This window comes from Evansella clarkii, from assembly GCF_002019695.1.
Taxonomy (GTDB): Bacteria; Bacillota; Bacilli; order Bacillales; family Salisediminibacteriaceae; genus Evansella; species Evansella clarkii.
In genome coordinates this window covers 1,415,161-1,429,308 of sequence record NZ_KV917376.1, presented here as the reverse complement: position 1 = coordinate 1,429,308, position 14,148 = coordinate 1,415,161, and the positions used below count along the sequence as shown (strand labels likewise).

General features: G+C 44.4%; 13 protein-coding genes and 1 riboswitch. Of the genes, 3 read left to right on the top strand and 10 right to left on the bottom strand.

Annotated elements, in window-relative coordinates; translation table 11 throughout:
• Window positions 1–129: 129 nt before the first annotated feature.
• Window positions 130–1,911, bottom strand: coding sequence for a phosphomethylpyrimidine synthase ThiC (gene thiC, locus BK582_RS06715; RefSeq protein WP_078593598.1), 1,782 nt, complete (start codon window positions 1,909–1,911; stop codon window positions 130–132).
• A gap of 173 nt (window positions 1,912–2,084) precedes the next feature.
• Window positions 2,085–2,199: riboswitch (TPP riboswitch) on the bottom strand.
• Between the two features lie 721 nt (window positions 2,200–2,920).
• Between thiC and BK582_RS06710 the strand changes: the two genes are divergently transcribed.
• Window positions 2,921–3,433: a DUF2243 domain-containing protein gene (locus BK582_RS06710; RefSeq protein ID WP_078593596.1), complete on the top strand. Its 513-nt coding sequence runs from the start codon at window positions 2,921–2,923 to the stop codon at window positions 3,431–3,433.
• 1 nt (window position 3,434) lies between these two features.
• Entirely contained in the window at window positions 3,435–4,253 is an 819-nt protein-coding gene (locus BK582_RS06705; RefSeq protein ID WP_244895352.1) for a cytochrome c oxidase assembly protein, read from the top strand.
• An 83-nt stretch (window positions 4,254–4,336) separates the two neighbouring features.
• On the opposite strand, the gene BK582_RS06700 is transcribed toward BK582_RS06705, so the two are convergent.
• The 8 genes from BK582_RS06700 to BK582_RS06670 form a co-directional block, all read right to left on the bottom strand.
• Complete coding sequence (locus BK582_RS06700) at window positions 4,337–5,755, bottom strand: cell wall-binding repeat-containing protein (protein ID WP_139368212.1); 1,419 nt, start codon at window positions 5,753–5,755, stop codon at window positions 4,337–4,339.
• Between the two features lie 20 nt (window positions 5,756–5,775).
• Window positions 5,776–6,780 carry a F510_1955 family glycosylhydrolase gene (locus BK582_RS06695; protein ID WP_078593594.1) on the bottom strand — a complete coding sequence of 335 codons (1,005 nt, stop codon included), beginning with the start codon at window positions 6,778–6,780 and terminating at the stop codon, window positions 5,776–5,778.
• Between the two features lie 105 nt (window positions 6,781–6,885).
• Window positions 6,886–8,319 (bottom strand): sensor histidine kinase, encoded by a 1,434-nt coding sequence (locus BK582_RS06690; protein WP_078593592.1) that lies wholly within the window; start codon window positions 8,317–8,319, stop codon window positions 6,886–6,888.
• Between the two features lie 352 nt (window positions 8,320–8,671).
• Window positions 8,672–9,382 carry a C40 family peptidase gene (locus BK582_RS06685; RefSeq protein WP_078593590.1) on the bottom strand — a complete coding sequence of 237 codons (711 nt, stop codon included), beginning with the start codon at window positions 9,380–9,382 and terminating at the stop codon, window positions 8,672–8,674.
• Window positions 9,383–9,596: 214 nt separating this feature from the next.
• Window positions 9,597–9,773, bottom strand: coding sequence for a hypothetical protein (locus BK582_RS26840; protein ID WP_169910870.1), 177 nt, complete (start codon window positions 9,771–9,773; stop codon window positions 9,597–9,599).
• Window positions 9,774–9,957: 184 nt separating this feature from the next.
• Entirely contained in the window at window positions 9,958–10,584 is a 627-nt protein-coding gene (locus BK582_RS06680) for a nitrite reductase (RefSeq protein WP_078593588.1), read from the bottom strand.
• Between the two features lie 382 nt (window positions 10,585–10,966).
• A complete protein-coding gene (locus BK582_RS06675) occupies window positions 10,967–11,659 on the bottom strand; it encodes a response regulator transcription factor (RefSeq protein WP_078593586.1) in 693 nt (230 codons plus the stop codon).
• A 172-nt stretch (window positions 11,660–11,831) separates the two neighbouring features.
• The gene (locus BK582_RS06670) at window positions 11,832–13,037 is read right to left on the bottom strand and encodes a YncE family protein (RefSeq protein WP_078593584.1); all 1,206 of its coding nucleotides are present in this window, start codon (window positions 13,035–13,037) and stop codon (window positions 11,832–11,834) included.
• A gap of 316 nt (window positions 13,038–13,353) precedes the next feature.
• On the opposite strand from BK582_RS06670, the gene BK582_RS06665 reads away from it, so the two are divergent.
• Window positions 13,354–13,683: a four-helix bundle copper-binding protein gene (locus tag BK582_RS06665; protein ID WP_078593582.1), complete on the top strand. Its 330-nt coding sequence runs from the start codon at window positions 13,354–13,356 to the stop codon at window positions 13,681–13,683.
• Between the two features lie 284 nt (window positions 13,684–13,967).
• Here BK582_RS06665 and BK582_RS26835 read toward each other — a convergent pair whose 3' ends face one another.
• Window positions 13,968–14,141, bottom strand: a complete 174-nt coding sequence (locus tag BK582_RS26835; RefSeq protein WP_169910868.1) for a hypothetical protein — start codon at window positions 14,139–14,141, stop codon at window positions 13,968–13,970.
• Window positions 14,142–14,148: the final 7 nt, after the last annotated feature.

The following is a 14,148-nucleotide window of genomic DNA, read 5'->3' as shown; positions in this document are numbered from 1 at the left end:
ACTGTATGTTTATCACGCCAAACTGATACATTATCGCGCCGATCTCTCTATTTATTACGCCGATTCAATGAGTTATCGCGCCAAGTCCGTAACTGCCGCTACCCCTTTAATCATCACGCCAGAACAGTTTTACAAATACAATTTACTCCCGGACTTTTTAAACTCTTCTGATTTGTCCTTCATCCCTTTTTCGAAGGCTTCATCTATATCCAGCTTGTTTTCTTTCGAGTAGTTTCGGATGTCCTGAGAGATTCTCATGCTGCAGAATTTTGGCCCGCACATGGAACAGAAGTGCGCTGTCTTCGCTCCCTCTGCCGGAAGGGTCTGATCATGGTATTCTGTGGCACGCTCCGGATCCAGTGACAGATTGAACTGGTCCCGCCAGCGGAATTCAAAGCGGGCCTTCGACAAAGCATCATCCCGTTTTTGTGCGCCAGGGTGTCCTTTCGCCAAATCGGCAGCATGGGCCGCAATCTTATAAGTAATTACCCCTTCCCTTACATCATCTTTGTTTGGAAGGCCAAGGTGCTCCTTCGGGGTAACGTAACACAGCATCGCCGTACCATACCAGCCGATCATCGCAGCTCCGATTGCAGATGTGATATGGTCATACCCTGGAGCGATATCTGTTGTTAATGGTCCGAGCGTGTAGAATGGCGCCTCCTGGCATACCTCCAGCTGTTTATCCATATTCTCCTTTATTAAGTGCATCGGTACGTGGCCAGGTCCCTCCACCATCACCTGCACATCATGCTCCCAGGCAATCTTCGTCAGTTCACCAAGGGTATCCAGTTCCGCAAACTGCGCTTCGTCATTCGCATCTGCAATAGAGCCTGGACGCAGCCCATCCCCTAAGGAAAACGCCACATCGTAAGCTTTCATAATTTCACAGATATCTTCAAAATGCGTGTAAAGAAAGTTTTCCTTATGGTGATACAGGCACCACTGCGCCATAATCGATCCACCACGGGACACGATTCCTGTCAGACGTTTCGCTGTCATTGGCACATATCTCAGGAGTACACCAGCATGGATCGTAAAATAATCCACTCCCTGCTCCGCCTGCTCGATCAAGGTGTCACGGTAAACCTCCCAGGTCAGGTCTTCAGCTATTCCGTTCACCTTCTCAAGGGCCTGATAAATCGGCACTGTACCTACTGGAACAGCGGAATTGCGGATGATCCACTCCCTTGTCGTATGGATGTTCTTCCCGGTCGAAAGGTCCATTATAGTATCAGCGCCCCAGCGAGTGGCCCATGTCATTTTTTCCACTTCTTCTTCAATCGAGGAAGTGACCGCTGAGTTACCGATATTCGCATTTATTTTTACATGGAAATTCCGTCCGATAATCATCGGTTCAGTTTCCGGATGGTTAATATTCGAAGGGATAATCGCCCTCCCTTTTGCAACTTCATCTCTGACGAACTCCGGTGACATATTTTCACGGATTGCGATAAACTCCATTTCCGGCGTGATAATACCTTTTTTCGCATAATGGAGCTGTGTAACATTTTTTTCCTTCTTCGCACGGAAAGGTTTTCTTGTTAGCCCTGGAAACTGTTTTTCCGTAGTTCGGGGATCACTTTCGTCACGATAGCCGTTATCTTCCGGTTTGATGGATCGCCCTTCATATTCCTCCACATCGCCTCTCTCTTCAATCCAGTTGCGCCGGACGGCTGGAAGCCCTTTTGAAATATCCGGGGTAAAATTATTGTCGGTGTACGGCCCGCTCGTATCATAAACTCTCACCGGAGGATTATCCTCCTCGCCAAAGGTTCCAGTTGTAGGCGTAAGTTCAATTTCCCGCATTGGAACTTTGAGGTCTGGTCTGGATCCCTCGACATAAACTTTTTTGCTGCCTGTAAAGCTGGACATAATCGAGATGTTCTTTTCGTTAAGTGGTGTTTGCATTGTGATCTCTCCCTTTTTTTATGTTAGTGGGACGAGACCTGGAAGCAGACTGGGGACGGGGAATACAGAGGAATAGAGATACCCTTGTAAAAATAGAGTGTGAATACAGAAAAGCCGGGTCCAGAAAAAAAGGATGGACCCGGCTTTATATGCGGATAATTGCGTATGTAATGACTGCCGATGTTTAACTTCCCCACGCTGGTATGATCCAGATCAGGTCCAAAGAGTCAAGAAACTTCATCGCGTTTCTTTCTCAGCCCGCGCTCACGGGCACCCCTAGTTATAACTATTCAGTTGCTTATTAGTATACCGGATTGGAGGTTAATGTAAAGTGTTTTCTATAAATTCCTCCGGTCACTTTTTAATTCCTCTTTCTAACCGGCTGGAAATTCCACATCTACCAGGGAAATATATTTATTGCGGGTGCTGTCTGCTCTTCTTCTCTGCCTAAGTTAAGTTTCTTCTCGTTTGCTCTTCTTTGCTGTCGATTCCCTCTCTTATACTCGAATATGCACACTTCTCTGCGGTAATAAGACTTCGCAGAACGAATCCTGCCTTTTGCATGAGGGCAACTGCAGTTAATCATCAAACTCCGGCACTTTTCCCGGGAAATTATTCAGGAAATGCGAATTATGCCATCGAAATTAGTAAAAAACTATTTTAATTAATTTCAATTCTTAATAGTGCTGATATGCTTCGAAGCTCTGCCAACGAATAAGCAAGGCGGAAACTCCTCTTCTCTCTTTAGAAACGTTTTAAGTTGTGCGAACGGCCGTGCGAACCGTGCGAACCGCCTCCGAAATTGCGCGAATCACCTTCTAACTTGTGCGATTAACCTCTACTTGAGCGTGTACTCCCTCAAGTTGTGCAAACGACCATCGAAGTTGTGCAAACGCCCCACCAAGTTGCGCGAACCACCCCTCTAAATGTACAACAACCTCCCATCTCCACCTTTTAAGAAAGTAAATAACCGGGTAAAGATGAAAAAATAAATAAATGAGGTGATTAAATGCAGGAAACAACCTCAGCTGAGATTAATCTACATAATGATTTACATAAAAAGCTCGAGTATTCAAAACGAAACTTATGGAGCGGCCTCCTCTTTGGTATAGGAACGATGGCTTTTGTGGACGAAGTAGTCTTTCATTTTTTACTGCAGTGGCATCATTTTTACGATCTATCTACAACGGCTGTCGGGATTTTCAGCGATGGGCTGCTTATGTCTTTTGCCTGGTTTGCCGCCATTGGGTCCCTGTTTATGTTTGCTGACCTCCGGCGGAGAAATGTTTTTTGGATGAAAAAATGGGCGGGTGCTGTGTTTTTGGGAGCAGGTATCTTTCAGCTTTTTGATGGAATCGTTAATCACAAAATCCTCCGTGTGCATCAAATTCGCTATAACGCGGATAATATTCTCGTATACGATATCGCCTGGAATGCCAGCGCAGTCGTTCTTTTAATAATCGGCTTAGTTCTCCTTAAACAGACAAGGAAAGCATCCGGGAAAATGAAGGAAGGTAGTTAAGATGGAAATGCATCACCACAACCATCACGAGACACTCACCGGGGCTGGTTATGACATAGTCATAGTAAGCATACTGATAGCTGCTATGCTCGCCTACCCCCTTGCAGCATATTTCACAAGCAAAACATATAAAAATTGGCCGTTGTATCGCTACATTTTCTGGATTCTGGGGGTTGTTACAGCCGGCGCTGCGTTAGTTGGTCCCCTTGCAGAGCTTGCTCACAGCAGCTTTACTGCCCATATGTTCGGGCACTTGCTCCTGGGTATGCTTTCCCCGCTCCTTCTTGTTATATCAGCGCCTGTGAAACTTCTTCTCCGTACACTGAACACCACTAATGCAAGAATATTATCACGCTTATTAAAAGGCCGATATATTCAGTTTGTAAGCAATCCGATTGTGGCGGGAACATTAAACATTGGCGGGCTGGCTGTCCTATATACTACCGGCCTGTACAGCGCTATGCACGACTCCCTGCTCCTCCATGTACTGGTGCATCTCCATGTATTTTTAGCCGGGTATCTTTTCACTGCTTCGATTATTTATATGGACGTATCGCCACACCGATACAGCTATGTGTATCGTGCTCTGGTACTCATTCTTGCGCTTGCCGGGCATAAAATCCTGTCCAAGCATATTTATGCTTATCCGCCAGAAGGCGTAGCAAGGGCCGATGCTGAAACAGGCGGTATGCTCATGTATTACGGAGGCGATATGGTCGATGTGGTTATAATCATTATCCTTTGCTATCACTGGTATAAAACAACGGCTCCCCGGCGCGTATCGCCACCCGATACGGGAGCAGCACTTCCTGCTGAATAATCTCACCAACTAACGACAAAAAAGAGAAAAGACGTATGCATCCTCGTACGTCTTTTCTCTATTAGAAATTCAAATAAATAATTTTAATGCCCGTGGCCGCCGTGGTCATCTCCGCTAATAGAGACGATTTCCATTTTTTCATCAATAATGCCCTGGACGGAAAAACTGATGGAATCTGTGCTTCCGAAAGCATAGCCGTGGTTATATGGACCTTCCGTTGGCACTTCTTCAAATGCAGGCTTTAGTTTTGCCAGATAATCATATACCTTCTGGTTTAGCTCACCTTCCGACAGCCAGATCATTGGAGCATGCTTTCCTAAATGGGCCAGAGGCGCTCCAGGCAGTGCCAGCTCCGGAGTTTCTGTAGATGCAAAAGTGATTCCGTGGCCAGGCTCAGTAATATCCCAGCCAAATCCTGTTTCCTCATCGTAAAAAGAAGCAAACGCGATCGATAGTTCAACTGGTGTTTCTCCGGAAATACGTGTTACTGTCCCATATTCCGAAAGTTCTTCTTCAATAGTTGCGGAAACCTCTGCTTCAGATCCTAATAAATAAATATTGGCTTCTCCATTACGTTTTTCCAGTGCATCTACTGTTGCTTCTGGAATGCTAAACTCGTTTACATAAAGCACAGGCTCATCCATGTGTGAAATCCAGTCACCTGCCACCATTGTCATTAGCTGTGCTTCTTCTTCCGCTGAGCCGATTATCACACTTCCCGGCAGACTGCCAACGATCTCCGCATAACGCTCGTCAATCTTAGTTGCGAACTCCGCAGGATCATCCGCTGAAATTGTTTCCACTTCGAATCCTGAAAGCTTGTCCATTTCCTCTTCAGGGAGGTCTTCCATCACCATAACCTGTATTCCTTCGGAGTTTCCTAACGGCTGCAGGCGCTCAATTTCCTGAAGCACTTCATCTGAAATAGAGCCCTCTGTATAAAGCAACGGACCGTCATTAGGATGGTGAACAAGTGTCAGAGCAGCGAGAGAATGCTGCCAGGAATCCAGCGGACCAAGTATAACAGTCCCTGGCTGGTTACCTTCATGAGTTGCCGGCCAGATTGTCTGGGAGGCTAAAATAGAAAAAGTAATTGGATCATCTTCTCCAATTCTCGTAACGTTTTTCGTGTTTTCTACCATTAAACCGTCAGTTGCATTTTCATTTATAGACTCTGGGCCAGTAGCTGCCTCAGCTTCAATGTCCTCTCTGTCTCCGGCACCTTCACCACCATGGCCGTGGTGATCGTTTTCATCATTATTCTCATGATGGTTACCATCATGGTCGTTATGATGATTTTCCTCATTCTCATTATTGTTTTCACCATCGCCGCCATGATCTCCATGTCCGTCACCATTGTCATCATTCATTTCTTCATTACTCATTTCGTTATTGTTATTATTCGGCCCGCCATTCGTCGCTGTATCGTCCGCATCATTGTTACATGCTGCGAGAAATAAACTTGATGCAGCCAGGATTGTTAAAATGCTCGATTTTTTCATCTTTCAATCTCCTCACTTATTTAAACTGGTTCTCCATCTTCGATAAGCAGCTCCCAAGTTTCCCCCTGATCCTCTGACCAGTAAAGAGAGTCGGCAATTGTACCAATAGCAAGAGTATTCGGGTTATGATGGTCGACCGCAAGTGAAATGACCGGATCTGACCCTTCTGGCAATACTCCAAGCGGCTCCCATGTTTCACCCATATCACTGCTCGTCATTAACCCTTCGATCGCGCCGATACCGTGGGCATAAATCACTCCATCCGGTCCCTGGCTCACACTTGTCATTGTTACTTGCCGGTTAAATAACGTAAAGCTTTCCCCGCCATCCTCTGAACGGTAAATACCGTCTGACATACCTGCCAGGACTGTTTCCGGGTCTTCGGGGTCGGAAGTGATAGAATACAGTTCCTGGAAGCGATCATTTATTCCATCAGCTTCCACCTGCTCCCATTCCTGGCCTCCGTCTTCTGACTTAAACATTCTGCCGCCGTAAGCATCAAAACCGTACAGAAAGCTGGAGTCCCCTTCATTAGCATCCATAAGATGAAAATCCACGTCCCCGTAAAGTGCTCCTGTTTCCCAGTTTTCGCCGCGGTCGTCACTTGTCATTACGCCTAGAGGATTCTGAAGGTCAGAACCGTGCCCTGGGTGCCCGCTGCTCATAAATAAATTTTCCGCTGTGATCAGAAAACCCATAAAGTCATGGCGGTCTTCCTCTGTCCCCTGCCAGACCAGATCATTGCTGGTAAGGTCGGCCTGCATGAGTCCATGATGGGTGCCAACGTAGAGGATGCCTTCTTCTTCTCTGTCAAAAGCCATATCATGGATGTGCTCGATTTCCTCCACGGCTGCCCTGACATCCTCTTCGTCCTGCTCACCAGTTTCTTCATTATTTATGTCTTCATCCTGCAAACTTGCTTCTTCCTCTGCTGGCTGATTATTTTCTGAAGGCTTATCTTCATTAACGCCTCCGCAGCCGGCTATTATTAGTAAGATACCAATCCCTGTTACTGCTCGTTTCACATTGCTCTCTCCTTTGTCAGCCGGGTCTTATAATAGTTTGCAAAAAAATTGTGTAGAATGTTTGAAGTTAATGTTAACAATTTAAAAACATTTAAGTGCAGAGAATTAAGAAAGGTCCTGTTCATCCGGCAGCCAGATAAAAAACTGAGTACCTTCACCAGGCTTGCTTTTTACCCACACTTTCCCTCCGTGAAGCTCTGTAATTTCCTTCACGATCGCCAGACCCAGACCTGTTCCGCTGTCATTTTGAGTCCTTGATTTATCACCCTTATAAAACCGCTCCCATATATGGTCAATATCTTTCTCATCAATGCCTTGCCCGGAATCTTTAACAGAGAGAAGAAAACCGCCCTTTTCATCAGTAAGGGAGACCGTGATTTTCCCTCCCTTAGGGGTGTAACGGATCGAGTTTTCTAAAATATTGACGAGTGCCTGCTCCATTCTTGCAGGATCTATTCTCAGGGTGCTGCCTCTGCATCTGCCTGATATATTCAGTTCATGCCTGATCGACTTCTGGTCAAAAAGCAGCACCCTGCTTCGGTAAATCTGTTCAAGCCATTCCTCTGCAGGCACTTCTTCTGTAAGTAGATTTATTTTGCCTTCTTCCAGTTTTGTCAGCAGAAACAAATCGCTCACAAGCCTCTCCATCCGGTTAGCCTCGTGGTAAATAACACTTATATGTTCCTTCCATTCATCCTGGTTGATCTCCGTGCTCTCTTTCATTACAGCGGAATATCCTTTTATATAAGTAATCGGCGTTCTGAGATCATGGGAAATATGGGAGATAAAATGCCTTCGTGAATCCCGGTAGGTTTTCAGCTGCTCTGTCATCGACTGTATGCTGTCTGCAAGATGCCCCACTTCGTCCTCTCCACCGATATTCAGCTTTATATCCAGGTCCCCTTCAGCGATTTTTTCTGTCATTTCACTAATATCATTAAGAGGTTTTGAAACCCGGTTCGTTAAATATCTGGTAAGAAAAAAGCTGATAAGAATGATAAAAATACTCATAACAACCAGGAGGAGAAGAAGCTGAATCCTCGCCTCATTCAGTTCCCCAGTATCCTGGTCAAGAAAGAGGTAACTTGAATTAGTGCCCGTATCATCGGTAACAGGAATGATTGCCCAAACATGAGGAATGTGTGTAATCATATAAGTTTCTACATGGTCGATAAAAGGTTCCTCATCCAGATTTTCGATCGTCTCCTGATTATTGTTAAGCCATTGAGAGAATATATTTAAAAACTCGTCTGAAATATCTGCCGGCATTCTCTGAACAGTCAGATCTTCGTCAAGCAGAATAAAAAAACTGTGCTTGCCTGCTTCCACTTCTTCAATATAATTAAATGCCGCTTCATCGGTGGTTTCCTGCAGGAGTTCAGCATGAGCAACTGCTCTGGATTCAATTTCTCTTGTAACATGGTCCTGATAATACGTTTTAGTTATCCAGTTTGCCCCGCCTATAAGAGTCACTACGAGTATTAACAGGATCATTACCACCATGGCGGTAATTTTTGTCGCCAGTTTTTTTGGGAACATAATTAAGCCTTCTTTCTCTCACCATTCACCAGTTTTTTTATTATCGTACTAGAGTTTGTATTCTATTTGTTGTTATCTTAATACAATTTTTTGAAGGAAATATGAAGTTGCTTTTTGCAAGCAGGATCTCATTTCATTTCGCAAATAGATTATCCCGTTTCGCAACAAGACACCTTGATTTCGCAATTAAAATATTCTGTTTCGCAAATAGACCGCCTGATTTCGCAGTTAAATCTTCGTCTTTCTCATTTCATAACCAAAACGGATGTTTTCCTAAATACCATCCTTCCCACCATATAAAATAAAGACACTCCGGATTTCCGAAGTGCCTTGAGTTTATTATTAATATCTATTAGAATCTTTTCGCACCAAGGTAACGTGGTCCCCAGTAGGAAGAGTTCATGTCTGAGATTGTTACGCCAGTTGAAGATCCAGCGTGGATGAACTGGTTGTTTCCAAGGTAGATACCAGCGTGTGAAGGACCTGTGCGAGTTTCAAAGAATACAAGGTCTCCCACCTGCGGGCTTGATACGGATGAACCTGCGCTCCACATTTGCGCTACTGTACGTGGCAGGCTTGTACCATTCTGAGCGAATGTATACTGAATGAATCCGCTGCAGTCAAATCCTCGTGGAGTAGTTCCTCCCCATACATAGGAGCTTCCGATTAAGCTTCTTGCAGTGGAAATAACTCCGCTTGCGCTGCTGCTTGTTGCAGATGAAGATGCAGTGCTGCTTGCTGTGCTTGTAGTTCTTGTTGCTGTCTGAGTACCGCTGTTAGATCCTGACAGTCCCAGTGAACTGGCTGTTGCCGGGCCAGCTGTTCCATAGAAGTTTCCTGCCGGGCTGGAGATGCCGTTTCTCAGCTGGTATGCTTTTACTGCTCCTAGTGTTTCTGGTCCGAAGATGCCGTCTACTGAGATGCTTTTACCGTTGCTGTTTAGTGCTGACTGTAACTGTCTTACGTCGTCTCCTCTGTCACCGATATTCATAGATGCTTCTGAAATTGCCGGTACCGCGAAAAATGCTCCTGCCAATGCTATGCTCATAATGAATTTTTTCATTTTCTTTGTTCTCCCACTTTCTCAAAATAATTTTATTTATATAATGTCTATTAAGTTTTGAAAATAAGTTTTTTGACTGCTCGTCTCGCTTGCAGGTTTAATATTACAGGCAGGCGGGTATAAATAAAACCCTTTTTTACAAATGTCAACGAACTTAAAACTACCTGTTACATTCATGTAATATATGCCAATAAATTTGGATAAAATTACCGTTTTACGAGGTATTTGTACCTTGTTTTTGATATAATTCCGCAAAATAACTTCCTACTTTTCTATTTTTTAAGTAATCTGTAACGAAAAGTATGGCGAATGTGTGAAGATTAAAGACATTTTCGTCGAAACAATGAGGCAGATGGCTCAATTGGATGCTTAAATCTGGTAGTGGATTCATAGATGGAACCTCTTAAGGCTCCCGTTATATAACTTTTTCCGATTCATATCGTGTGGCGATATGTCTGTAAATGACTACTTCCATTATCAAATGCCGTATCGCCAGGCGATATGGACAAGGTATGTAAGAAATTAAAAGAAAGAAAAACAACCAGTCTCCTATGCTGGTTGTTCCTTGTCTGATTCTATATATTTAGCTCTTGTTTCATTTTGTCAAATCCATACCTCGATACGAATTTCGCCATTCTTTCCCGCTTTCTGCCGTTCTTTCTGTACACTTCCAGTACATTGTCCACCAGCTCATATAACTCCTCTGGTTCAAGTCCATCTTTTAAAAGAACTCCCGTTTGAGCATCTTCGCCGACAGCTTTTCCGCCAATATATAACTGGAAATGCTCGTCCCTTTTTATCACGCCAATATCATTAATTAGTGGCTCACCACACGCGTTGGGACACCCGGTATACGCCGGACGAAGTGTGAATGGAACTTCCTGGCCTGCAATCCGGTCATTAAGTTCCTTAGCAACAGGCATTCCTTCCACTTCAGCTCCTTTACAGAAATTACACGTGCGCAGGCTTTTCACATAGTTTCCAGCCTTATAGACAGAGAATCCTGCATTCTTTAATTCTTCTGTTGCTTGTTGAACTTTATCTTCTTCCACTTTTATAATCAACTGCTGGAAAGTTGTTAATTCCACTTCCGCATCCTCGTCCAGATAAGATCCTAAGGTGATTAGCTGCCGAGGAGTCAATTTCGCCCCAAACCCTATGCCTCCGTTTACTGCCAATGGCACCATCTTTGGATTTTTCATATGCCGCCTCCCATGGTATCGAATTCTGAGTTCCTGCGCTCATCTTACTATACCCCCGCCTGGTATTCAAAAAGAATTTAGCTTATTGTGAATTTATCAAATACTGATCCAGGGAAATTCCGGGGGAGGCAATTTATAACTATCCCTTTTCCGTCACAATATCTTCAAGCCTTCTATTTAATAGTAAGAGGACTGTATCGGGTGGCGATATGTCCGATAGGAAAATGCTACAGTAGCCTGCCCGGTTGAAAGTCTCGCAAATCGCCTGGCGATACAAGCGATATGCCGGAGCTTCCACCTGTCCGGGATGCAAAAAGGTATGTTCCTGAAGAGGATCATACCTTTTATGGAAAATTTCAGCCGAATCACTGCAATTGATGACTCATTCCGCCTCTGGTACTTTATATCCGATACCCCATACTGTCTCAATTACTGTACCCTCGTAGCCCATACTCTTCAGTTTTTCCCTGATATTTTTTACGTGAGTGTCGACCGTCCGGTTATCCCCTTCATAGGCCAGGCCCCATTCCAGTTCAAGGAGATCTTCTCTGCTGAATACCCTCCCCCGGTTGCCGGCAAGCCGGTAAAAAATATGAAATTCTTTTTTTGTCAGCGGAAGAATTTTGTTATTATAGGAGACTTTATAGCTGTCCGGCTGAAATAGAAGCCCCTTCACTTTAAAGCCTTCTGATGTCCCCCACTTATTCTCTGCCCGTCTTAATATAGCTTCCACCCTTGCCAGCAGCTCCTTCGGTTCAAAGGGCTTTACAATATAATCGTCCGCCCCTAATTTCAAACCTTCCACAACTCTGTCTGAATCGCCGAGCGCGGTGAGAAGGATAACAGGTACGTTTTTTTCCAGATGAAAACGTATCATTTTTAACAATTCAAAACCGTCTTTTACCGGCATCATAATATCGAGGATGACAAGCTGGTAATCAGACTCCTTTATTTTTTCCAGTGCTTCTCCCCCGTCACACGCTTCATCTATTACATAATGATTTGGCCGCAGGCAGATAGCCAGCAGTTTTCTCATTTCCTGTTCGTCGTCTACAATAAGAATACGTTCATTCATAAAAAGGACCTCCTGTTTGTCCCTGCCTGGCTTCTTTTTTTTATCATAAAACAAATTCATGAAAAATATATGAAGTTACGGACCTTTATTTATAGTTTAACCGGAAGCTGCACCGGAATAAAGATAAGGACTCCCCCCATATGCGGGTGGAGGGACATTAAGGATGCTTTACTTAGTAAACGGATATTCCATTCGGATATGTTCCAGTGTCGATACGCTCAGTTTCTTCCAGTGTCACCAGGTCAACGACGGAGATGGTGTCTTCAAACATATTTGTCACGAAAGCATAACGGCTGTCGTCGGAAATAACAATACCATGAGCACCTTTTCCTACTTGAAGTTCTTTCACCACTTCCAATTCATCAAGACTGATGATGGAAATAGTATCGGAAGGACTGTCGGCACTGCCCTGGTTTGCGACTATGACATATTCATTATCGTAGCTGGCATACATTTGCACCGGACCAACGCCAATGTCGATTGTTTTAATAAGCTCCTGGCTGGCTGTCTCTATAACTGCCAGCTGATTGGCCAGATGGAGGCCGGCAAACGCGTATTTTCCATCATGGGAGAAACCTGTCTGCACTGCTCCTTCACCTGCCGGAATGCGGTTCACTTCTGTTTTTTCCTCAAGATCGATAATACTTACATCCCCACTGTGCATATTGGCAACATAGGCGTAATCCTGATCTGGTGAAATACGAAGTCCGTGTGGATACTCGCCAGTCTCAATCACTGCAGCCTCTTCTGTCACACGGTCGATTATAGTCACTGTGTTATCCCCTGAATTGCTGAAAACCACGGTGTTCCCGTCTTTAGTGATTGAAACGTGTGCCGGATGGCTGCCAGCAGCATACTCTTCTGCTTTTTCCAGCGTGTATATATCATAAGCTACCACTTTTTCTCCTGTTCCCTCATCATGTTCACTACCGTGTCCGTGGTTGTTTTCTTCATCGTTGTTATGATTGTCGTTGTTTGTTTCATTATTATTGTGGCCGTGCCCGCCGTCTTCCTCATCATCATGGCCGTGCCCGTGAGGAGGATTTATCGTCACCCAAATCAATCCTGTTTCTTTATTCACTTCCACGTTATGCGCCTGGCCATCCAGCTCGATCAGTTCCTGCCTGCCTTCCGGATAATAAATCACCGACAATGTCTCGTCTTTTTCATTTGCAACTGTTACGATGTACTCTTCGACAGCTGCCTCATTAGCGGCGTTCTCCTCTGTTTCTTCTTCATTAACTGCGTTTTCTTGTGCAGGCCCCTCGTTATTCACGTTGTTTTCTGCCACTGCTGAGTCCGCTTCTTCTCCGCAAGCAGCCAGTAAAAGAACTGCTGTAAGAATGCTGATGAAAAGTAAAATTGTTTTTCTCGCCATACTATCTCCTCCTAAATTTTATAGTTTTATTTTAGGGGAGTGGCGTCTGAGCAAGAGTGAGACTCGTCACATAATAAAAAGAAATATTTTTCCCGTTCAAAATATCGTCTCTCTTTCTTCAAACTTTCTTTACATTTACGGGACTTCTCCGGAATGGATTATAACGCGAAAAAATGGAGTTTTTGTGTAGTTTAGTTTTCATTTTCGCTACCAATTATTAATGGAAGGTTAAATATTTTTTTGATTTACCGGTTTGGTTTAACGTATTGGAAGTGTGGTAAGAGACAACTAAGTGACATTAAAGGAGGGATTTAACATGTCTCATGAAAAATATGAGTCTGCAATTAATGCACTGCACGAATGTATGGAAGCGTGCAACCACTGTTATGATGCCTGCCTGAAGGAAGACGACGTGAAAATGATGACAGAATGTATCCGACTGGACAGAGAATGTGCTGATATTTGCGCATACTTAGAACAAGCTTTAGGAAGAGGGACACCATTTGTTTCTCAACTGGCTGCTGTCTGCGCGGAAATTTGTGAGGCTTGCGGGGAAGAGTGTAAAAAGCATGATCACGACCACTGCCAGAAGTGCGCGGAAGCATGCTTCAAATGTGCTGAAGAATGCCGCAAGCTTGCTGCTTAATTAATAGCGGCATCAATGCGACGGAAACCTCCTGGATTAGCAGGAGGTTTCTTCTTTTAACTCATTACATTGTTGCTATATTCGCTGGCCTTGTTGCGATTCGGATTCCTTGTTGCGATTTCAGCGAACCTTGTTGCGATTCGGATTCCTTGTTGCGTTATCCGCACAGCTTGTTGCGATTTCCACACGTCTTGTTGCGATTTCAGCTACTCTTGTTGCGATTCGGATTCCTTGTTGCGTTATCCGCACATCTTGTTGCGATTTTCACACGCCTTGTTGCGATTTCAGCTACTCTTGTTGCGATTCGGATTCCTTGTTGCGTTATCCGCACATCTTGTTGCGATTTTCACACGTCTTGTTGCGATTCCAGCGAACCTTGTTGCGATTTCCACACCTCTTGTTGCGATTACAGCTGATCGTAGTTTCGAAATGAAATCCCACTGAAGGATCCGTCTCATATTTTTA

Excerpts from the sequence above, each read along its gene's own strand:
- thiC (WP_078593598.1), bottom strand. The coding sequence starts at position 1,911 with ATGCAAACACCACTTAACGAAAAGAACATCTCGATTATGTCCAGCTTT.
- BK582_RS06690 (WP_078593592.1), bottom strand. The coding sequence starts at position 8,319 with ATGTTCCCAAAAAAACTGGCGACAAAAATTACCGCCATGGTGGTAATG.
- BK582_RS06700 (WP_139368212.1), bottom strand. The coding sequence starts at position 5,755 with ATGAAAAAATCGAGCATTTTAACAATCCTGGCTGCATCAAGTTTATTT.
- BK582_RS26840 (WP_169910870.1), bottom strand. The coding sequence starts at position 9,773 with ATGAATCCACTACCAGATTTAAGCATCCAATTGAGCCATCTGCCTCAT.
- BK582_RS06705 (WP_244895352.1), top strand. The coding sequence starts at position 3,435 with ATGGAAATGCATCACCACAACCATCACGAGACACTCACCGGGGCTGGT.
- BK582_RS06665 (WP_078593582.1), top strand. The coding sequence starts at position 13,354 with ATGTCTCATGAAAAATATGAGTCTGCAATTAATGCACTGCACGAATGT.
- BK582_RS06685 (WP_078593590.1), bottom strand. The coding sequence starts at position 9,382 with ATGAAAAAATTCATTATGAGCATAGCATTGGCAGGAGCATTTTTCGCG.
- BK582_RS06710 (WP_078593596.1), top strand. The coding sequence starts at position 2,921 with ATGCAGGAAACAACCTCAGCTGAGATTAATCTACATAATGATTTACAT.
- BK582_RS06670 (WP_078593584.1), bottom strand. The coding sequence starts at position 13,037 with ATGGCGAGAAAAACAATTTTACTTTTCATCAGCATTCTTACAGCAGTT.
- BK582_RS06675 (WP_078593586.1), bottom strand. The coding sequence starts at position 11,659 with ATGAATGAACGTATTCTTATTGTAGACGACGAACAGGAAATGAGAAAA.
- BK582_RS26835 (WP_169910868.1), bottom strand. The coding sequence starts at position 14,141 with ATGAGACGGATCCTTCAGTGGGATTTCATTTCGAAACTACGATCAGCT.
- BK582_RS06680 (WP_078593588.1), bottom strand. The coding sequence starts at position 10,584 with ATGAAAAATCCAAAGATGGTGCCATTGGCAGTAAACGGAGGCATAGGG.